The following is a 21448-nucleotide window of genomic DNA, read 5'->3' as shown; positions in this document are numbered from 1 at the left end:
GAAAGTGCGGCAAAGATTGAAGTTGCCCCGGGCAGGGGTTAGGCCGGAGGGGAATGCACAAGGATTAAGCACGTGACCATTCAGGTGGCAGACCTATCGCTCAACCCCCCGGTTTTCCTCGCGCCTTTGGCGGGGATCACCGATTTGCCGTTTCGCAACCTCGTCCAGAGCTTTGGTGCCGGGCTGGTTGTCTCGGAAATGGTGGCCAGCCAGGAGATGGTGCAGGCCAAGCCCGGGGTGCGCGAAAAGGCCGAGCTGGGCTATGGCATCGAGGCGACCTCGGTGCAGATCGCCGGCCGCGAGGCGCATTGGATGGCCGAGGCCGCCCGACAGATCGAGGCCAATGGCGCCCGGCTGATCGACATCAACATGGGCTGTCCGGCCAAGAAGGTGACTTCGGCCAGCGGGGCCGGTGCGGCCGGTTCGGCGCTGATGAAGGATCTCGACCATGCGCTGACGCTGATCGAGGCGGTGGTGGGCGCGGTCGATCTGCCGGTGACGCTCAAGACGCGGCTGGGCTGGGACGACAATCTGCTCAACGCGCCGGAGTTGGCGCGGCGCGCCCAGGAGGCGGGGGTCAGGATGATCACCATCCACGGCCGGACCCGCTGCCAGTTCTACAAGGGCCGCGCCGACTGGGATGCAATCGCCAATGTCAGCGCCGCCGTCGATATCCCGGTGATAGCCAATGGTGACATTACTTCCAGCACGCAAGCCGCTGACGCAATGGCGAAATCCTGCGCTCAGGGGGTGATGGTCGGGCGCGGGGCTCAGGGCCGACCATGGATACTGGCGCAAATGGCGCATGATCTCTTTGGCACACCGGCCCCGGAAGTTCCGCGAGGCAAGGCGTTTTCTGACATGGTTGCAGGGCATTACGAGGCGATGCTGATGTTCTACGGCAAGGAGCTCGGGCTGCGCGTGGCGCGCAAGCACCTGGGCTGGTACATGGATGTCGCAGGGACCGAGCCGGGGCTGCGCCGCGTCCTTCTCACCAGCAAGGCGCCGGCCGAAGTGCTGACGCGCCTGCCGGAGGCGCTGGCCGGAGAGACCGAGGTGGCCGCATGACCGCGCCGGCCGCCACCACCGACAATGCCGTCTGGTCTTCGCTGCCGGTGCCGGCGATCCTGATCGACGACGGCGACCGCATCGTCGATGTGAACCCGGCCGCCGAGGGCTTTCTCAACTCCTCGGCCAAGGCGCTTCGGGGCGAGCCGGTCTGGGACCGGCTGGCCGTCGACGCGCCGTTGGAAGAAAGCCTCGGGCGCGCCAGGGCGCAGGGAACCGCGCTGTTCGTCAATGATGTGGACGTCGGCACCGGCGACCGCGCGCCGCTTCAGTGCAACCTACAGGTCGCGCCGCTGCAAGACGCGGCCGGCGGCATGATGCTGCTGATTTCGCCACGCGAGCTGGCGGGGCGGATGACCCAGAGCCATTCGGTGAAATCCGCCGCCAAATCCGCCATCGGCATGGCCGAGATGCTGGCCCATGAAATCAAGAATCCGCTGGCCGGGATCGCCGGCGCGGCGCAGCTTCTGAGCATGAATCTCAGCGCTGAAGATCTTGAAATGACAGACCTTATCGTCGGTGAGACCCGGCGGATCGTGAAGCTTCTGGAGCAGGTCGAACAATTCGGCAATCTCTCGGCGCCCGAGCGCGGATCGGTCAATATCCACGATGTTCTCGACCGGGCGCGGCGCTCTGCGCTGGTGGGTGCCGCGGCGCATATGAAGATCATCGAGGATTACGACCCCTCGCTGCCGCATGTCTGGGGCGATGCCGACCAGCTCTTGCAGGTGATCTCGAACCTGATCCGCAATGCCGCCGAGGCCGCCGGCCCCGAGGGCGGCACCATTCGCCTGCACACCTATTACGAACGCGCCTTCCGCCTGCGGCGTTCGGATGGCACCGGCCAGACCCTGCCGCTTCAGGTCGAGGTGATCGACGATGGCCCGGGCCTGCCGGAAGCGCTCAAGGGCGACATCTTCGAGCCGTTTGTCTCGGGCCGCGAGAATGGCACCGGGCTGGGCCTGGCGCTGGTGAGCAAGATCATTTCCGACCATGACGGTTGGATTTCAGTCACTTCCGTGCCCGGGCGCACGGTCTTTCGAATTTCCCTGCCGATGGTGCCCAAGGGCGCCACAGCGGGCAGAGCCTAGGAGGATTTCTCATGGACGGCACGATCCTGGTTGCTGACGACGACCGCACCATCCGCACGGTGCTGACCCAGGCGCTGACCCGCGCGGGCTGCAAGGTGCATGCCACCTCGTCGCTGACCACGCTGATGCGCTGGGTCGGCGAGGGCAAGGGCGACGTGGTCATCTCCGACGTTGCAATGCCGGATGGCAATGGGTTGGAAATGCTTCCGAAAATCCGCCAGGACCGACCCGACCTGCCGGTCATCGTGATCTCGGCGCAGAACACCATCATGACGGCGATCCAGGCGGCCGAGGCCGAGGCCTATGATTACCTGCCCAAGCCCTTCGATCTGCCGGATCTGATGAAGCGCACCGCCCGGGCGCTCGAGGCGCGCAGCGCCCCGGCCCGGCCGGCGCCGGATGTGCCCGATCAGCCGGACGAATTGCCGCTGGTCGGCAGGACGCCGGTGATGCAGGCGCTTTACCGGTTGGTGGCGCGGGTGATGAACACCGATCTTCCGGTGCTGATTTCCGGTGAAAGTGGCACCGGCAAGTCCCTGATCGCGCGGGCCATTCACGACTTCTCCGACCGGCGCACGCTGCCGTTTGTCACCGTCACCGGCAATGAGTTGCAGGACATCGAAGGCCCGGCGCGGGTGCTGGCGCGGGTCAAGGGCGGCACGCTGCTGCTGGACGAGATCACCGACATTCCCGATGACATCCAGGCGCGGATCGTGCGGATGATCGACACGCCCGGCGACCACGTGCCGCGCTTCATGGCGACCAGCCAGGGCGACCTGGCCGAGGCGCTGGACAAGGGGCGGCTGCGGCAGGATCTCTACTATCGGCTCTCGGGCGCCTCGATCCAGGTGCCGAGCCTGCGCGAACGGGTCGAGGACATCGCCCTGCTGACCGATCATTTCCTGCTGCGGGCCGAGCGCGACGGCGCGCCCAAGCGCTGGCTTTCGGGCGATGCCGCCGAGCTGTTTCGCGCCTACAGCTGGCCGGGCAATGTCCGCCAGCTGGAGAACGCGGTGCGCCGGCTGAGTCTGACCAGCCGGGCCGAGGAAATCACCCGCACCGAGGTTGAGCTGGTGCTTGGCAATCAACCCGAGATGGAGCCGGTGCTTTCGGGCGGCAGCAGCGAAAAGCTGGGGGCGGCAGTTTCCCGCCACCTGCGCCGGTATTTCGACCTGCATGGCGCGCTCCTGCCGCCGCCGGGGCTTTATCAGCGTATTCTCAAGGAGGTGGAATACCCGTTGATCGAAATCGCGCTCGAGGCCACAGGCGGAAATCAGGCGAAATGCGCCGAACTGCTCGGCATCAACCGCAATACGCTGCGCAAGAAAATCACCGATCTCGATATTCCCGTGACACGGCGCCGCAAGTTGATGTAAAACAGCCACATGAGTGGCCCCGATGTCGCAACCCATGTGGTTGGACGGGAGAGAGCCACAGGATATGGCGGTTCGCCGCGCAAGCGGCACATCTGAGTGAGGGCGGTCTGTGGCCACTGGGGCACATGCATCGGCGCGAGGTTTGAACGGGGGCGGCAGGACTCCGCCGGTTCGGCGGGTCTCTCTGGAGGGGCTGCGGCGGTGGGCGCGTCAGCGTCGGGTCCAGAACATCACGACCCTGGCGCTGGTGGTGCTGGGCCCTTGCCTGGCGTTTGCCACCTTTCTTGTCATGGGGCCGCTCAATATGGGCGCCAGCGCGCCGGGGCTGCGGCTGATCCTGCTGGCGGATTTTGTCTATGTCCTGCTGATCGCGGCGCTGGTGCTGCAACGGGTGGCGCGGATGGTGGCGGCGCGGCGGGCGCGTTCGGCCGGGTCGCGGCTGCACCTGCGGCTGACCGGGGTGTTTGCACTGATGGCGCTGATTCCGGCGGTGACGGTGGCGGTCTTTGCCGTGCTGACAATCAACATCGGGCTCGAGACCTGGTTCTCGGACAGGGTGCGCCAGGTGGTGGGGGCGTCGCTTTCGGCCGCCAAGGCCTATCAGGCCGAACAGCGCGAGGATCTGGCCGAGGACGCTCGCGCGCTGGCCGGCTATATCAATGCCCAGCGTCCGACTGTGCTGCGCGATCCGACGACCAATCTGCGCAAGGTGCTGACCGACGGGCAGGGGCTGATCCAGCGCGGGCTGCGCGAGGCCTATCTGATCGACGGCACCGGCGAACTGCGCACCCGTGGCGAACGGTCCTACCTGTTCGATTTCGAGAAACCCACGGCGGCGCAGATCGCCGCCAGCCAGGGCGATAACAGCCTGAGCCTGATCGAGGATTGGGAAAACAGCGAGTTTCGCGCCATCGTGCCGCTCAGCGAATTTCCCGATCGCTATCTCTATATCTCCCGCAACGTCAACGGCGAGCTGCTCGACCTGCTCGACGATACCCAGCAGACCGCGCAGTTCTATCAGCAGCAGGAAAGCGAGCGCGGCCGGCGCCTGTTCGACTTCGCGCTGATCTACCTGGGCTTTGCGCTGTTGCTGGTGCTGGCCGCCACCTGGCTGGGCCTGTGGTTCGCCGAACGGCTGTCGCGGCCAGTGGGCCGGCTGACCGGCGCGGCGCAGCGGGTCGGTGCCGGCGATCTGGATGTGCAGGTGCGCGAAGAGGAAGGCGACGACGAGATCGCCATGCTCGGCCGCTATTTCAACCAGATGACCCGTCAGCTCAAGGGCCAGCGCGAGACCCTGCTCGACAACACCCGCCAGATCGAACGCCGCCGCAGGATGTTCGATTCGGTGCTGTCCTCGGTGACGTCAGGCGTGGTCGGGCTCGACGATGCCGGGCGGGTGTCCTTCGTCAACCGCTCGGCCGAGCGGCTTCTGGGCTGGAGCGAAAACCGCCAGACCGTGCCGCTGAATGTGGCGGTGCCGGAATTCGGCCCGCTGTTCGAGGCACTGGCCGCCGGCGAACGCAACGTGGTGCAGCAAGAGGTCAAGGTGGTGCGCGAGGGCAGACAGGAGAACCTGCTGGTGCGCATGGCCACCCGAAGCCGCGAGGACGGCGGGCTCGAAGGCTATGTGGTGGCCTTCGACGATGTGTCCGACCTGGTGGCGGCGCAGCGCATGGCCGCCTGGGGCGACGTGGCGCGGCGCATCGCGCATGAAATCAAGAACCCGCTGACGCCGATCCAGCTTTCGGCCGAGCGCATCCATCGCAAGTTCCGCCGCGAGCTCGACGCGGCCAGCGCCGCCAAGCTCGAGGAGCTGACCGGGGTGATCGTGCGCCAGACCAACGACCTGCGGCGCATCGTCGACGAATTTTCGAAATTCGCCCGCATGCCGGAACCCGACCGCGCGCCGGAGGATGTGGTCGACCTGCTGCGCGGCGCGCTGCTGTTGCAGGAAAGCGGCCAGCCGGATGTGCGCTTCGACGTGGCGCTGCCCGAAGGGCCGATGATGGCCGATCTCGACGCCACGATGATCAGCCAGGCGCTGACCAACCTGATCAAGAACGCCGGCGAGGCCATCGAGACCCTGCAAGAGCGTGGCGCGCCCGAGGGCCACAGGCCGATGATCCGCGTCACCTGCGAGGACGAGGGCCGCCAGGCGCTGATCCACATCATGGACAACGGCATCGGCCTGCCCGAAGACCGCGCGCGGCTGTTCGAGCCCTATGTGACGACCCGCGACAAGGGCACCGGGCTGGGCCTGCCCATCGTCAAGAAGATCATTGAGGAACATGGCGGCAGTCTTGCACTGGAAGACGCGCCGCGATTTGACGGCCAGCCCGCTGCCGGGGCGATGGCCGTGATCCGGCTGCCTTTGGCGGCGGATTTGGACAGTGTGCGTGAAGAGGACCGAGGGGAAACGAGCAAATGAGCGATATTCTAATTGTCGACGACGAACGCGATATCCGCGAGCTGATCGGGGATATTCTGGAAGATGAGGGCTTTACCACCCGTCTTGCCGGCGGGTCGGATGAATGCATGGCCGCGCTCAACGACGAGCCGCCGGCGCTGATGATCCTCGATATCTGGCTCAAGGACAGCCGGATGGACGGCATCGACATCCTCAAGACGGTCAAGCGCGACAACCCGGGCATTCCGGTGGTGATCATCTCGGGCCATGGCAATATCGAGATCGCCGTCGCCGCGATCAAGCAGGGCGCCTATGACTTCATCGAGAAGCCGTTCAACATCGATCAGCTATTGGTGGTGATCCGCCGCGCGATGGAGACATCGCGACTGCGCCGTGAGAACCAGCAGCTCAAGCGCAAGGAAAGCACCGCCGCCGAGATGGTCGGCGAAAGCGCCGCGTTCCGGGCGTTGCTGGGCCAGCTCGACAAGGTGACCAAATCCAACGGTCGGGTGATGCTGACCGGGCCGGCCGGCAGCGGCAAGGAGGTGGCGGCGCGCTACATCCATGCCCATTCCGCCCGCGCCGAGGCGCCTTTCATCACCGTCAACTGCGCCTCGATCGAGCCCGAGACCATGGAGGAGGTGCTGTTCGGCCGCGAGAGCGCCGAACGCGGCGTCGAGGCCGGCCTGCTGGAACAGGCGCATGGCGGGGTGATCTACTTCGACGAGGTGGCCGACATGCCGCTCGGCACCCAGTCCAAGATCCTGCGGGTGCTGGTCGATCAGCAGTTCACCCGCGTCGGCGGCACAGACAAGGTGCGGGTGGACCTGCGGGTGATCTCTTCGACCAACCGTAACCTGGAAGAAGAGATCGAGGCCGAGCGCTTCCGCCAGGAGCTCTATCACCGGCTCAACGTGGTGCCGATCGCCGTGCCCTCGCTTGAGGAACGGCGCGAGGATATCCCGGTGCTGGCACAATATTTCATCAAGGTCTGCCACGACACCCAGGGCCTGCCGATGCGCAGCCTGTCGGATGAGGCCGTGGCCCTGATGCAGACGATGACCTGGCCGGGCAACGTCCGCCAGCTCAAGAACCTGATCGAACGGGTGCTGATCCTTGGCGACGGCACGGGCGAGATCGACGCCCATGAGCTGCCGCAGGATGCGCCGGCGGGGCAGGAAGAGGGCCGGGTGGTGCTGGCCGGCACGCTGGCGACCCTGCCGCTGCGCGAGGCGCGCGAGGCCTTCGAGCGGGAATACCTGCTGACCCAGATCAACCGCTTCGGCGGCAACATCAGCCGCACCGCCTCGTTTGTCGGCATGGAGCGCTCGGCCCTGCACCGCAAGCTGAAGTCGCTGGGCGTGGTCACCTCGTCGAAATCCGGTGCCAGGGTGGCGCGGGTCGGCGAGACGGCGGCACAGGCGGGCTGACCGGTGCCAGCAGTGATGACGCGGCGCCGCGTGGCCCTGGGCCTCGCGGCGCTGGGGCTGTCGGCCGGCTGCGGCGCGCCGGCGCCGCAGATGAGTTTCGCCGAAACCGGCAACGGCGAGGCCCGGATCGCCGCGCTGACCCGGGCGCTTCTGGCGCTGGGGCCGGAGGTGGATGCGCAAGAGGCGGGGCGCACCGCGCGGATCGCGGTATTGCGGCCGCTCGACTGGGCCGAGGAATGGCAGGTGGTCGACCCGCCGCTGAAGCACAATTTCAAGGTGATCCACGGCCTGCGCGAAAAGGGGCTCTGCCGCGACTGGACCAATGCGCTTTATGCGGCGCTGCATGCCGAGAGGCTGCGGACCATCGATCTGCACGTCGGCTTTTCCAATGCCCGCAACGTCCGGCTCGAACATGTCTCGGTGGTGGTCTCTGCCCGGGGCCGGCCGATGGAGGCGGGGCTGCTGCTCGATCCCTGGCGCATCGGCCAGGGGCGGCTGTGGTTCGGCCGGGTGACGGAAGACCCGCGGTATGAATGGGAAACGCTGGAAGCGGTGCGCGCCTGGCAAGCGCAACAGAAGGCGCGGCTCGGTCTCTGAACAGCCGACACCCGGCGGCGGGCTTGTCTTGCGCGTCGCTTCGCGGCAGGTTTCGCGAATAACCGCACCACACGAGATTTTTCATGCGTATTTTCCCCGGCCTTCTGACCGCCGCCTGTCTTGTTGCCACGCCGCTGGCGGCCGACGAGATCACCGACACCCTGAACAGCGCCCTCGCGGCCTATGAAGCGGGCGATATCCAATACGCCCTCGATGAGATCGACATCGCGAGGCAGCAGCTGCTTGGCCGCAAGACCGGCGCGCTCAGCGCCTTTCTGCCGCCGGCGCCCGAAGGTTGGACCCGCGAGATCGACGAAGAGGCGGCCCCGGGGCTGGCAATGATCGGCGGTGGCGTCGGCGCCGAGGCAAGCTATGCCGGCGAGGGCAAGCGCTTTGCCATCAAGCTCATGGCCGACAATCCGATGGTGGCGAGCCTGGCTGGGGTGATCAACAATGCCGCGATGATGGGGCTGACGGTCGAACGGGTGAACCGCCAGAAATTCGCCATTCAGGACGGCGAGATCATGGGGCTGGTGGCCAACCGCATTCTGGTTCAGGTCTCCGGCGCGGATACCGAAACCATGCTCGCCACGCTGGAAAAGATGGATTTCAAGGCCATGCAGGGCTTCGGGCAGTAGGCCCGGCGTCTTGGCCTCAAGGCCAGAGGTCCCGGGGCGGGCCCGGGACGGGGGGGGGGCGCTGCCGCCGGTCAGGGCGTTGGGAAATTGGCCCGAGATCCGCGCCCCGGCCCCGCGCCGGGGCCTCTGGGTCGGCGAAGTGCCCCGGTCCTCGCGAAGAGCCATAATCCCGCTGAAAACACCCGGCCCGCACCCGGGACGGGGGATCAGCCGCCGGTCAGGCCTTCGATCTGGGTCGGCGGGGTGCGGCGGGTCACCAGTTCCGGGCGGCGCTTTTCGTAGAACGCATTGCCGCCGGCGGTCGCCACATAATGGATGTTGTTGTAGTTCGCGACGTAATAGGCGGCGTGGAAGAACCGGCCTTTGGTGATCAGCGGATGGCGTTCGCCTTGCAGCACCGCCCGCGCCGATTCCAGCGCCAGCGGCAGGCCCCGGTCGGTCATCGGGCGGGTCATCACGCCCGGCGCGAACTGGTTCTTCTGCGAGACCACGCCGCAGACCGTATCCGGGAAATCGTCCGAGGCGACGCGGTTCATCACCACGGTGCCCACCCCGATCATGCCGTCGCGGCTCGAGCGGTTCGATTCGAAGTACATCGCCCGGGTCATGCATTCCAGCGCCTGCGGGTCGGGGCGCGGCGCCGACCGGTCGCGTTGTCCGCAGCTCGCCAGAATCGCGAGCGCCGAGACCAGGGTCACGGTTCTCAGGCTAGTCTTCGTCAGGGTCATCCGGCGGTCTCTCTCGCTGTGTGGCTGCGCAGGTTTTCAGCGTCACAGCAATCTCGGGCGGCTTTTGCAAGTCTTTTTGCCCGGGAGGCGGCCGGAACGCGGCCGCTTGCCGTATTTGCCACAGCTGGCCCGTCGCCATCCGCGTAGCGCGTTGACGCTCTTGCACGCATCTGCCAAGGATGATTTTCGCGATCGGGGCAGGGGAGCCTGAGCCATGAAAGTTATCATCTGTGGCGCCGGACAGGTCGGCTGGCAGATCGCGCGTCATCTGTCGGGTGAGCGCAACGATGTCACGGTGGTCGACAGCAACCCCGACCTGGTGCGCCGGGCCACCGATACCTTGGACGTGCAGGGCATTGCCGGTTTTGCCAGCTATCCCGACATTCTCGACCGGGCCGGCGCGCGCGATGCCGACATGATCATCGCCGCCACCCATTCCGACGAGGTCAACATGGTCACCTGTCAGGTGGCCCATTCGGTCTTTGCCATCCCGCGCAAGGTGGCGCGACTGCGCTCTCAGAGCTATCTCGACGCGATCTATTCCGATCTCTACCGCCGCGATCACATGCCGATCGACGTGGTGATCTCGCCCGAGAAGGAGGTCGCCGACGCCGCGCTGCAACGGCTTTCGGCGCCGGCCGCCTTCGACACCGAGCATTTCCTCGACGGCAAGGCGCAGTTTCTCGGTCTTCGGCTCACCGCCGAATGCCCGGTGCTCAACACGCCGCTGCGCCAGCTCACCGATCTGTTCTCGACCCTGCGGTCGGTGGTGGTGGCGATCCGTCGCGAGGGCACGCTCTTTGCGCCCGATCCCGGCGATCAGCTCTTTGCCGGCGACGATTGTTATCTGATGAGCCACATCGACGACGTGACCCGCACGATGGAGATCTTCGGCAAGACCCAGACCAAGCAGGAGCGCGTGGTGCTGGTCGGCGGCGGCAATGTCGGCCTCGCCGTGGCGCAGGCGCTCGAATCCCGGGCCGAGCGGATCCGCGCCAAGGTGATCGAGAAGAACCGCAAATGCGCCGAACGGGCGGCGGATATCCTCGAGCGGACCATCGTGCTCAATGGCGACGGTCTGGATGCGGCGCTGCTGAAAGAGGCCAATATCCACCGCGCCGACGCGGTGCTGACGGTCACCGACGACGACAAGGTCAACATGCTGGCGGCGGTGCGCGCCAAGGCCGAGGGCTGTCCCTTTGCCATCGCGCTGATCAACGATCCGACGCTGGTGCCGCTGATGGGGCCGCTGGGCATCGACGCCTATATCAACCCGCGCGCCACCACCGTCAGCTCGATCCTGCGCCACATCCGCCATGGCCGGGTGCGCGGTGTCTATTCGGTGGGCGATGCCGAGGCCGAGGTGATCGAGGCCGAGGTGCTTTCGACCTCGCCGATCGCCGGCCAGCGCATCCGCGACATCGATTTCCCCGAGGGTGTGCTGGTGGGGGCGGTCTTGCAGGAGGGCAAGGTGATGCGGCCCACAGGCGCGCTCAGGATCGAAGAGGGCAATGTCATCGCGCTGTTCTCGATGACCAAGGATGTCCCCGAGGTGGAGCGCCTGCTCCAGGTCTCGATCGACTTTTTCTAGATGCTCAACACCCTGAAAAACCTTCCCTTCTTTCTTCAGCTTGTGGGGCTTTGCGGGCTGTGGATGATGGTTCCGGCGGTGCATGCGCTGGCCTCGGAAGCGTTTCACCAGGCGCGTACCTTCTTTTATGCCGGCCTGCTGACGCTGATCCTGGTCAGCCTTGTCGGCATCGCCATTTCGAACCAGGTGCAGAACCGTTCCGGCCTGCGCCAGCTGCTGGGGCTGCTGGGCGCCTTCACCGTGCTGCCGCTGATCATGGCGGTGCCGTTTCACGAGGCGCTGCGCACCACCTCGTTTCTCAACGCCTATCTCGAGATGGTCTCGAGCTTTACCACCACCGGCGCGACGCTGTTTGCGCCGGAACGGCTGTCCGACACCCTGCATCTCTGGCGCGCGCTGGTCGGCTGGATGGGCGGGTTGCTGATGTGGATCGCCGCGGCGGCGATCCTCGCGCCGCTCAATCTCGGCGGCTTCGAGGTGACCGCCAGCGCCGAGCCGGGCGGTGGCGAAGCCCGCGTCGCCACCATGGAAGGCGCCGATCCGGTGACCCGGCTGATGCGGACCTCGTGGCGGCTGATCCCGGTCTATTTCGGGCTGACGCTGGCGCTCTGGATCACGCTGCTGGTGGCGGGCGAGGCGCCGCTGGTGGCCTTCAGCCATGCCGCCTCGACGCTGGCGACCTCCGGCATTTCGCCAATCGGCGGGGTGCAGAGCGGTGCGGCCGGCTTTGTCGGCGAGGGGCTGATCTTTCTCTTTCTGCTGTTCTCGCTGTCGCGGCTGACCTTCACCAATGACACCGTCACCGGCGCTGCCGCCGATCTGCGCCATGACCCCGAGTTCCGGCTGGGCCTGCTGCTGGTGGTGCTGGTGCCCGGCTTTCTGATCCTGCGCCATTGGGCCGGGGCCTTCGAGGTCGACGAGGTTGACGACCTGTTCTCTGCCGTCCGTGCGGCCTGGGGCAGCATGTTCACCGTGCTGTCGTTTCTCTCGACCACCGGCTTCGAAAGCGCCGACTGGGCCGCCGCGCGCAGTTGGTCCGGCCTCGACAACCCGGGCATCATCCTTCTGGGGCTTGCCATGATCGGTGGCGGCGTGGCCACCACCGCCGGCGGGGTCAAGCTGCTCAGGGTCTTCGCGCTCTATCTCAACGGCCGGCGCGAGATCGAACGGCTGGTACATCCCTCCTCGGTCGGCAATGCCCGCGCCGTCAGCCGGCGCATCCGCCGGCACGGCGCCTTTGTGGCCTGGGTCTTCTTCATGCTCTTCGCCATCTCGCTGGCGGCGATCACGGTGATTCTCGGCGGCTTTGGCGTGCGTTTCGACGCCGCCATCGTGCTGGCCACCTCGGCGCTGTCGACAACCGGGCCGCTGACCGACGTGGCGCTGGAGGCGCCGATCGTGCTGGTCGAGCTCAACGCCGGGGCCAAGCTGGTCTATGGCGCGGCCATGGTGCTGGGGCGGCTGGAAACGCTGGCGATCATCGCGCTTTTGTCGCCCAACCTGTGGCGCAATTGACTTTTGCTGCACCGCAGCATAATTTGTCGTCATTCGGGGCTGGAAAACCCTTGGCTGGCACGACATACTCGCGCCTCAGTGAGGGGGCCGATCCGCGGCAACTACGGCAAGAACAAAGGCAATTTAGGTATGGCTTCGGACAGACAGAACCTTCAGGACGCGTTCCTGAATCACGTGCGCAAGACCAAGGTTCCGGTGACGGTTTTCCTGATCAACGGCGTCAAGCTTCAGGGCGTGATCACCTGGTTCGACAATTTCTGCGTGCTGCTGCGCCGCGACGGGCAGTCGCAGCTGGTGTACAAACATGCGATCTCGACGATCATGCCGGCCCAGCCGATCAACCTTTATGACGGTGACGAGGGCGCTTGAAAGAGCATGACACGCATGTGACCCGTGCCTGGGTCCTGCATCCCGACATCAAGTCCGATCAGGACCGGCGCACGCCCGAACCGGCGCTGGCAGAGGCGGTGGCCCTGGCCGCGGCGCTGCCTGATCTCGAGGTGGTGGGCGCCGAGGTCGTCGGCCTGAGAAACGTTCAGCCCGGCAAGCTCTTCGGCTCCGGCAAGATCGAGGAACTGGGCGCCCGGTTCAAGGCCGAGGACGTCGAATTGGTGCTGGTCGACGGGCCGGTGACACCGGTGCAGCAGCGCAATCTCGAAAAGGACTGGGGGGTCAAGTTGCTCGATCGCACCGGGCTGATCCTCGAGATCTTTTCCGACCGCGCCGCCACCCGCGAGGGGGTGTTGCAGGTCGAGATGGCGGCGCTGTCTTATCAGCGCACCCGCCTTGTCCGCGCCTGGACCCACCTCGAGCGGCAGCGCGGCGGGCTCGGCTTTGTCGGCGGCCCCGGCGAAACCCAGATCGAGGCCGACCGGCGGGCGATCGACGATCAATTGGTGCGCCTGCGCCGGCAGCTCGACAAGGTGGTCAAGACCCGCGACCTGCACCGCAAGGCCCGCGCCAAGGTGCCGTTTCCGATTGTCGCGCTGGTGGGCTATACCAACGCCGGCAAATCGACGCTGTTCAACCGGCTGACCGGGGCTGAGGTCATGGCCAAGGACATGCTCTTTGCTACGCTCGACCCGACGATGCGCGCGGTCGAACTCGACAACGGGCTCGAGGTGATCCTGTCGGACACCGTGGGCTTTATCTCGGACCTGCCGACCGAACTGGTCGCCGCCTTCCGCGCCACGCTGGAAGAGGTGCTGGCGGCGGATGTGATCTGCCATGTGCGCGACATCAGCCATGAGGGCAGCGAAGAGCAGGCCGAGGACGTGCGCGCCATCCTGGGCAGCCTCGGGGTGCCTGACAGCACCCCGCAGCTCGAGATCTGGAACAAGATCGACCGGATTGCCGCCGAGGACCGGGCCGCGCTTCAGGCCCGCGCGGCCCGCGACGATGCCATCGTGACGCTTTCGGCGGTGACCGGCGACGGCATGGGGGATTTCCTCGATGCGGTGACCCGCGCGCTCGAGGCCGAAAAACACGAGACCGAAGTGGCGCTTGGTTTCGGCGAGGGCCGCAAGCGCGCCTGGCTGTTCGAGCGCGGTCTGGTGACCGACGAGGCGCAGGACGAGACCGGCTATCGGCTCAAGGTGGCCTGGAGCCGCAAACAGGAAGCGCAATTCGCAAGGCTGTAGGGCGCGGAACTGGGGCGCAGCCCGAGCAAGCAACCGAACGCGCCGGTGTGAGGCTGGCCGGGAGGTCCCGGCGCAGGGCCGGGACGGTGAAGGTCTGTACGGTAGCGGGTTGGCTGGGCCGGGGCGCAGGCTGCTGCGCCATCGCAGACCCGCTTCCCGAGGCTGCAATTTGGCTGCTGTCGGCGTTCTTTCGCGAACTGTTACGGGCCTGGCCGGGATGAAGTGGCATTCACGGCCGTTGTATCGCCACCCGGGTCGACGATGGCGCGGCTCTCGCAAACGGGGGCGATCAGGTGCCGCAAAGCTACTGCGGCATCAGCCGTGTCACCCCCGTTGCTGCCGCCCGTGCGAGATCTTCATCCAGTGACATCGGGATATATTCGCCGCGCCGCCACAGGCTGCCGAGATCGTCGTAGTGGCGGGACAGAAAGTGGCCAGACTGGCCGGTCGAGGTGATAAAGACCGAACTGTCGGGATCGGCGAAGTCGTAGACCCCGCGATAGCCAGCGCCATGCACGTTCAGATAGGGGTTGGCTCCGGTGCCGCGGGTGCGGCCGCGCAAGAGCGTATGGTCGCCGCCCGAGGTCGACTGGCGAATATTGACGAAATGGCGCAGCACCGGCACCTCGCCCAGCACCGGGTGATCATGGGTCGCCTCATGCGCGTCGCCCCAGCGCAGGGCCGAGAGGTCGCGGCCGTGGGTCTCTTCCAGCCAGACCACCGCATCGTCCAGCGCCAGGCGGGCGATATCGGTGCAGCTCTCCTCGGGCGAGGATTGCAGGATGTCGCACCAGGCGCTGGCGCCGTCGATGTCGCGGTAGACCCGTTCGATGAACAGCGGCTCCACATGGGTGTATTCATCCGCCAGCGGCCCGAGATCGTCGCGGATCAGCCTTTCCTGCAACGCGCGCAGCCAGGCGGCATAGATCAGCGGTTCCGGCAGATGTTCGTTCATCTCGCCGTTCCAATCCGCCAGCAGGGTCAGCGCCACCTGCCGCTGGCGGGCCAGGGTGCCGGCCGGGGCGGCCTCGCCGGTAAACCAGAGATCGGCACCGATCAGCGGCAGCAGCGAGCGGGCGGCAAAGCTGACGGTGTCGAGCTGGGCCTCGGTGAAACTGTCGCGGGTGTGCACTTCGCGGCCCTGCATCAGCCGGGTCCAGCGTTCGATCCGCTGGCTGTCGCCCCAATTGAAGGAGACATGCTCTGGGAAGGGCCGGTCGATCACCTTGTTGTTGGTATTGCCGACAATGCCGCCCTCGGGGCGCAGGAAAGAGGGGTTGTCCTCATACGGCAGACTGCCCTGCCAGCGGTTTTCGGCGGCCCAGCCCTTGGTGGGCAGGCGGCCCTGGCTCTCGTGGCGCTCGGAGCGGCGCGGCATGCGGCCGACCAGTTGCAGCGCGATGCCCTCCTTGTCGGCCAGGGTCAGCATCTGGCTCGGGGCAACGAAATCCTTGCCGGTGGCCACCGCCGCGTCGATATCCTGGGCGTACATCAGCCCCATGGCGGCGCTGAGCGAGGTGTCGGCATCGCTCAGCGCCGTCCAGGCCAGCGTGGCGACATGGCCGGCGGGGGTGATCGCGCCCAGATCGAAATGCGAGCCCGGCAGCACCGGGCCATTGTCGGTCCAGCGCAGGGTGACGGTGACCGGCGCCTCATCCTTGATGCGGACGATCGAACGGCGGGTCTCGAAATCCTTGAAGCCGCCGGGGGTGCGGTATTGCTGCGGATTGTCGGGGTTGAGCTGCTCGATATAGAGATCCTGATCGTCGAGGTAAGACGAGGTGACACCCCAGCCGAGATTGGGGCTCTTGCCGGCCATCACCACCGGCACGCCGGGCACCGTGGCGCCGATCACGCCGCCGGTTTCAAGCTCGAGCCTCGCCAGATACCAGATCGCCGGCGCGGTAAAGCCCAGGTGCGGGTCATTGGCCAGCAGGGTGCCGCCCGAGGCCGAGCGCGAGGGCGCCGCCGCCCAGGCGTTCGACGCCCCGGCCAGCCCGCGCGGCGCGAAGGGTGAGAGCGGGTCGCGCGGCAGGCGGGCATAATCCTGGTGCCCCTTGCGGATCTCCGGCACCAGGGCGGCATATTCCGGCAGCGCTGCGGTGCCGGAGCCGGGCACATCGGGCAGGATATCGCGCAGCCGGTCCTCGTCGGGGATGAGCAGCGACGTGCGGGCGCGCAGCACCTCTTCCTGCATCTGGCCGGAGAGCTGCACTGCCAGCAGCTTGATCAGCGCGATGGAATCGGCCGGTTGCCAGGGCGCGATGGGCGCCTCGAAGAGAAAGAACTCGGGCGCGCCGCGGCCCAGCGCCGAACGGTTGATCTCGTCCAGTCGGGCGTTCACGCCGGCCGCATAGGCCGTCAGCGCCGCCAGGGTGCGGTCATCCTGCGCCGCCACCGACCGGGTGGCGCGGGGATAGAGATCGAGCCGGCGCATCAGCGTGTCGGTGCTCAGGGTGCGACGGCCAAACACTTCGGACAGCCGGCCCTGCACGGTGCGGCGCAGGGTCACCATCTGCCACAGCCGGTCCTGCGCATGGGCATAGCCCAGGCCAAAGAACACATCCGCATCCCCGGCGCCGAAGATATGCGGCACATTGGCATTGTTGCGCACGATCTCGACCGGTCCGTCGATGCCGCGCACCGCCAGCTCCTTGTCGTAATCGGGCAGCGAACGCGAGGCGAGGTAATAAACCGCGGCCACCGCCAGCAGGCAGAGCACCACGAGGGCCGTTGCCAGCCTGAACAGCCATTTGAATAAGCTTGCCATCTGCGCCTTGCCTTGCCTCTTGTCTTCCCGTCCGGCTCGGGTGAGAACCCCTTAAAGGAAACGGATGCAAGACAAAAGCGGGAGCACACGACATGGCGAAACTGGCATTTCTGGGATTGGGCGTGATGGGCTATCCGATGGCCGGGTATCTGGCCAAGGCGGGCCACGAGGTGACCGTCTACAACCGCACCGCCGCCAAGGCCGAGGCCTGGGCCGGCGAGCATGGCGGTGCCAGTGCCCCGACGCCGGCCGAGGCGGCCCGGGGCGCCGAGTTCGTGATGGCCTGCGTCGGCAATGACGACGACCTGCGGGCGGTGTGCCTGGGCGAAGAGGGCGCCTTTGCCGGAATGGACGAGGGCACGGTCTTTGTCGATCACACCACGGTCTCGGCGGCGGTGACGCGCGAGCTCTATGACGCGGCCGAGGCTGGCGGCATCGCCTTTGTCGACGCGCCGGTGTCCGGCGGGCAGGCAGGCGCCGAGAACGGCCAGCTGGCGGTGATGTGCGGCGGCGATCAGGCGGCCTACGACCGGGCCGAGCCTGTGATCGCGGCCTATGCCAAGGCCTGCCGCCGGCTGGGCGAGAGCGGAGCCGGGCAGATGACCAAGATGGTCAACCAGATCTGCATTGCCGGGCTGGTGCAGGGGCTGTCCGAGGGGCTGCATTTTGCCCAGAAGGCCGGGCTCGACGGTGCGGCGGTGGTCGATGTGATCAGCGGCGGGGCCGCCGGTTCCTGGCAGATGGCGAACCGCTACGAGACCATGCTGGCGGATCAGTTCGAACACGGGTTCGCGGTGGACTGGATGCGCAAGGACCTGGCGATCTGTCTGAAGACCGCCGACGAGGTGGGGGCGAGCCTGCCGGTGACGGCGCTGGTCGATCAGTTCTACAAGGATGTGCAGAAGCTCGGCGGCGGGCGCTGGGACACCTCGAGCCTGATCAAGCGGCTGAACGCAGCGGGCTGAGGGACTTGGCGGGGCGTGGAGGTTTCAGGCCCCGCGCCCCGGACTTGATCCGGGCCTCTCGGTCGGCGGCGCGCCACCGGCGCGGGGGCGGTGACGGCTGTCCCGGGCGCCGGCAAAAGCGGCGTTTCTTGTCGCAGGGCCGGTGCGGCTGACGATTGCCCATTGTATTTGCCCGCCTTCCCACCTTATGTTGACAGAAGGCAAAAGGGCGCAGTCCCTCTGCCCGAGAGTTTCGCTGTTTTCGAAGTCACGCGGGCCAGATGCCCCGAACCTTCCAAGACAGACCGATCTGATCGCCGGACCGCCAGATTGACGTGGCGGCGATCGTAAGACCAGCCCGACTGTGAAAGCGGCGGGCCGCAAACGGGCGGATGGTGCGTGCGCCAGACCGTCGGAGAAGAAACGCGATGCAACGCGCGAGAATTCAGAGGGCAAGAGCAGGGGCCATCACGGGCCCCGCACCCATGCCTGTGCTGACCGCGTCCACCATCGCCCCAATCGGACATTTCCTGCAATCCGCCGCGCCGCCCGGGATATCCCGCGCGGCCTTGGGCTTGTGGGAAAGCATGAAAGTACAATGGCCAAGAAAATGCTTATCGATGCCACCCACGCGGAAGAAACCCGCGTCGTGGTGGTGGACGGAAACAAAGTCGAGGAATTCGACTTTGAATCGGAAAACAAGCGCCAGCTCGCTGGCAATATCTATCTAGCAAAAGTCACACGGGTCGAGCCGTCGCTGCAAGCGGCCTTCGTCGACTATGGCGGCAACCGCCATGGCTTCCTTGCCTTTTCCGAGATCCATCCCGACTATTACCAGATCCCCGTCGCCGACCGCGAGGCGCTGATGGAGGAAGAACGCGCCTATGCCGAGGCCATGAAGGCGCGGGACGAGGAAGAAGCGGCGCGCCCCAAGAAGCGCCGCCGCCGGTCAGCCTCGAAGGCAGAGAAGACCGCCAATACCGATGCGATCGAAAGCCGCGAAGTCGAGGGGATGGAAACCATCGACCTCGGTGATGGCGAGGACACGCTCGAAGGGCTGTCGCCGATGGCGACCGTCGCCGAGACCCCGGTCGAGGAACCCGAGGGCGGCGATGCGCCCGAAGCCGAGGCGGCGGAAACGGCACCGGCGGCGGACGCTGCTCAGGCGGAAGAGACCGTCGAAGCGGCCGCCCCCCAATCGGACACGCCGGCAGACGAGGCGGAAGAGGCGCCGGAGGCGGCTGACGTGTCCGCGACCGAGACGCCGGCTGACGACACCGCCAAGACCGGCGATGCCCCCGAGGTCGAGACCGAGGACGACGAAGACGAGACCCCGGCCAAGCCCGATGCCGCCGACAAGGACAGCGATATCGAATCGGTGGCCGATGACGACGATCAGGAAGACATCCGCCCGCCGCGCAAACCGCGCCCGCGCCGCTACAAGATCCAGGAAGTCATCAAGGTGCGCCAGATCCTGCTGGTGCAGGTCGTCAAGGAAGAGCGCGGCAACAAGGGCGCAGCGCTGACCACCTATCTCTCGCTCGCGGGCCGCTATTGCGTGCTCATGCCCAACACTGCGCGTGGCGGTGGCATCAGCCGCAAGATCACCAATGCCCCCGACCGCAAGAAGCTCAAAGAGATTGCCAACGAGATCGACGTGCCGCAGGGCGCGGGGCTGATCATCCGCACCGCCGGCGCCAAACGCACCAAATCCGAGATCAAGCGCGACTACGAATACCTGCAACGCCTGTGGGAGCAGATCCGCGAGCTGACGCTGAAATCAATCGCGCCGGCCAAGATCTATGAAGAAGGCGACCTGATCAAACGTTCGATCCGCGATCTCTACAGTCGCGACATCGACGAGGTTCTGGTCGAGGGCGAGCGCGGCTACCGCATCGCCAAGGACTTCATGAAGATGATCATGCCGTCCCACGCCAAGAACGTGAAGCAATACGGCGACCAGCTGCCGCTTTTTGCCCGCTATCAGGTAGAAAGCTACCTCGGCGCGATGTTCAACCCGACGGTGCAGCTCAAGTCCGGCGGCTACATCGTGATCGGCGTCACCGAGGCGCTTGTCGCCATCGACGTCAACTCCGGCCGTGCGACCAAGGAAGGCTCGATCGAGGAGACCGCGCTCAAGACCAACCTGGAAGCCGCCGAAGAGGTGGCGCGCCAGCTCCGGCTGCGCGACCTTGCCGGGCTGATCGTGATCGACTTCATCGACATGGACGAGCGCAAGAACAACGCCGCCGTCGAGAAGAAGCTGAAGGACAAGCTCAAGACCGACCGGGCCCGCATCCAGGTGGGCCGCATTTCCGGCTTTGGCCTGATGGAAATGTCGCGCCAGCGTCTGCGCCCCGGCATGATCGAGGCCACCACCGCGCCGTGCCCGCATTGCCACGGAACCGGCCTCATCCGTTCGGATGACAGCCTTGCCCTGCAAGTGCTGCGCCAGATCGAAGAGGAAGGCACCCGCCGCCGCTGCAAAGAACTGCTGGTGCGCTGCCCGGTGACGATTGCTAACTACCTGATGAACGCCAAGCGCGAACATATCGCGATGATCGAGGCGCGCTATGGCATTGCCGTGCGGGTCGAGGGCGATCCGGCGCTGGTCAGCCCTGATTTCACCATCGAAAAGCTGAAAACCGCCACCCGCAAGGTGGCCGAAGCGCCCGTCGTCTCGGCCGACACCAAGATCATGGATCTGGTCGACGAAGACACCGAGGAACCGGAAGAAGAGGCCCAGGCCGCCGAAGAGGCACCGGCCGAAACCCCCGAGACCGGCGAAGAAGAGACCCCCAAGCCCAAGAAGCGCCGGCGGCGCCGGCGTCGGCGGAAGTCCAAGTCGGACGAGAACAATGGCGATGGGCAGGACGGGTCTGACGACGACAATGGCGACAAGGACGCCAATGGCGACAAACAGGCCGATGGCGACAAGAAAGCCAAAGCTCCGAAAGAAGAGGCCGAGGCCAGCCCGGCGGACGAGGAAAGCAGCGGCGACAAGCCCAAGCGCACCCGCCGCACGTCGAGCAGCCGCCGCAAATCCTCGCGCGCCAAGACCGAAGAGACCGGTTCGGACGAGACAGCCGCGCCAGAGGCGCAGGTTGCCGAAGGTGCCGCCACCGAGGCGGCCGAGGCCCCGGCAGAGGTGAGCGAAGCGCCTGCGGCGGCGCCGGAACCTGCGGCCGCAGCGGAGACGCCCGAGGCGACTGAGGCCCCGGCAGCCGAGGCTGAGCCCGCCGCAGAGGCGCCGGCGGACACGCCGGCGGCCGAAGCGGCACCGGCAGCGGTGGATGCCCCTGCCGAGGCTTCGCAAGTGGACGAGGTGGCCGAGGCCCCGGCGACAGAGCCCGAGGCACCGATCGCAGAGGACGCGCCTGTGGCAGAGGATGCGCCTGCGGCAGAGCCGGTGCAGTCCGACGTCGCGGCAGAGCCCGAGGCCCAGCCCGAGCCCGAGGCCCCGGCGGAGCCGGAACAGGCCGAGGCCGAGACGCCGGAGCCCGCCACGGCCAAGGCCGAGCCGGTGCTCGAGACCGCCGATGTGGCGCAGGAGACCGAAGTGGAAGACCCCGACAAGCCGAAGAAACGCGGCTGGTGGTCGATCGGCCGCTGATCAGGCAAAGCCCCGGCCATGCGCCGGGGCTTTTTGCATT

The 21448-nt window shown here is 66.5% G+C and carries 15 protein-coding genes; 13 read left to right on the top strand and 2 right to left on the bottom strand.

Annotation, left to right across the window (positions count from 1 at the left end):
- The first annotated feature begins 72 nt into the window (after nt 1–72).
- From dusB to BMW90_RS03220, 7 genes are all read left to right on the top strand, one after another.
- On the top strand, nt 73–1068 hold the full coding sequence (gene dusB / locus BMW90_RS03250) for a tRNA dihydrouridine synthase DusB (RefSeq protein WP_074834946.1): 996 nt from the start codon (nt 73–75) through the stop codon (nt 1066–1068).
- Nucleotides 1065–2159, top strand: a complete 1095-nt coding sequence (locus tag BMW90_RS03245) for a two-component system sensor histidine kinase NtrB (protein WP_074834944.1) — start codon at nt 1065–1067, stop codon at nt 2157–2159. The genes dusB and BMW90_RS03245 overlap by 4 nt, the downstream gene beginning before the upstream one ends.
- An 11-nt stretch (nt 2160–2170) precedes the next feature.
- Entirely contained in the window at nt 2171–3535 is a 1365-nt protein-coding gene (locus BMW90_RS03240) for a sigma-54-dependent Fis family transcriptional regulator (RefSeq protein ID WP_048531250.1), read from the top strand.
- 250 nt (nt 3536–3785) lie between these two features.
- On the top strand, nt 3786–5963 hold the full coding sequence (locus tag BMW90_RS03235; RefSeq protein WP_407657373.1) for a sensor histidine kinase NtrY-like: 2178 nt from the start codon (nt 3786–3788) through the stop codon (nt 5961–5963).
- Nucleotides 5960–7372, top strand: a complete 1413-nt coding sequence (ntrX, locus tag BMW90_RS03230) for a nitrogen assimilation response regulator NtrX (protein WP_048531251.1) — start codon at nt 5960–5962, stop codon at nt 7370–7372. The genes BMW90_RS03235 and ntrX overlap by 4 nt, the downstream gene beginning before the upstream one ends.
- A 15-nt stretch (nt 7373–7387) precedes the next feature.
- Nucleotides 7388–7969, top strand: coding sequence for a hypothetical protein (locus BMW90_RS03225; RefSeq protein WP_074834942.1), 582 nt, complete (start codon nt 7388–7390; stop codon nt 7967–7969).
- 83 nt (nt 7970–8052) lie between these two features.
- Complete coding sequence (locus BMW90_RS03220) at nt 8053–8607, top strand: hypothetical protein (protein ID WP_074834940.1); 555 nt, start codon at nt 8053–8055, stop codon at nt 8605–8607.
- 206 nt (nt 8608–8813) lie between these two features.
- Here BMW90_RS03220 and BMW90_RS03215 read toward each other — a convergent pair whose 3' ends face one another.
- Nucleotides 8814–9335: a cell wall hydrolase gene (locus BMW90_RS03215; protein ID WP_074834938.1), complete on the bottom strand. Its 522-nt coding sequence runs from the start codon at nt 9333–9335 to the stop codon at nt 8814–8816.
- Nucleotides 9336–9549: 214 nt separating this feature from the next.
- Here BMW90_RS03215 and trkA point away from each other — a divergent pair, with 214 nt between their 5' ends.
- The 4 genes from trkA to hflX all read left to right on the top strand — a co-directional run bounded on the left by trkA (nt 9550) and on the right by hflX (nt 14081).
- Entirely contained in the window at nt 9550–10926 is a 1377-nt protein-coding gene (trkA, locus tag BMW90_RS03210) for a Trk system potassium transporter TrkA (RefSeq protein WP_048531259.1), read from the top strand.
- Nucleotides 10927–12441, top strand: coding sequence for a TrkH family potassium uptake protein (locus BMW90_RS03205; RefSeq protein WP_048531261.1), 1515 nt, complete (start codon nt 10927–10929; stop codon nt 12439–12441).
- A gap of 129 nt (nt 12442–12570) precedes the next feature.
- The gene (gene hfq, locus BMW90_RS03200) at nt 12571–12810 is read left to right on the top strand and encodes an RNA chaperone Hfq (protein ID WP_048531263.1); all 240 of its coding nucleotides are present in this window, start codon (nt 12571–12573) and stop codon (nt 12808–12810) included.
- The gene (hflX, locus tag BMW90_RS03195) at nt 12807–14081 is read left to right on the top strand and encodes a GTPase HflX (protein WP_074834936.1); all 1275 of its coding nucleotides are present in this window, start codon (nt 12807–12809) and stop codon (nt 14079–14081) included. The genes hfq and hflX overlap by 4 nt, the downstream gene beginning before the upstream one ends.
- 304 nt (nt 14082–14385) lie before the next feature.
- On the opposite strand, the gene BMW90_RS03190 is transcribed toward hflX, so the two are convergent.
- Nucleotides 14386–16851, bottom strand: a complete 2466-nt coding sequence (locus BMW90_RS03190) for a penicillin acylase family protein (protein ID WP_074834934.1) — start codon at nt 16849–16851, stop codon at nt 14386–14388.
- Between the two features lie 92 nt (nt 16852–16943).
- Here BMW90_RS03190 and BMW90_RS03185 point away from each other — a divergent pair, with 92 nt between their 5' ends.
- Together BMW90_RS03185 and BMW90_RS03180 are read left to right on the top strand one after the other, a co-directional pair.
- Nucleotides 16944–17816: an NAD(P)-dependent oxidoreductase gene (locus tag BMW90_RS03185; protein WP_074834932.1), complete on the top strand. Its 873-nt coding sequence runs from the start codon at nt 16944–16946 to the stop codon at nt 17814–17816.
- Between the two features lie 577 nt (nt 17817–18393).
- On the top strand, nt 18394–21408 hold the full coding sequence (locus tag BMW90_RS03180; RefSeq protein WP_074834930.1) for an Rne/Rng family ribonuclease: 3015 nt from the start codon (nt 18394–18396) through the stop codon (nt 21406–21408).
- The last annotated feature ends 40 nt before the right edge of the window (nt 21409–21448 follow it).

This window comes from Marinovum algicola (assembly GCF_900109145.1).
GTDB classification, from domain to species: Bacteria; Pseudomonadota; Alphaproteobacteria; order Rhodobacterales; family Rhodobacteraceae; genus Marinovum; species Marinovum algicola.
Note: the sequence above shows the minus strand (reverse complement) of the source record. Positions and strands in the feature narration are given on the sequence as shown.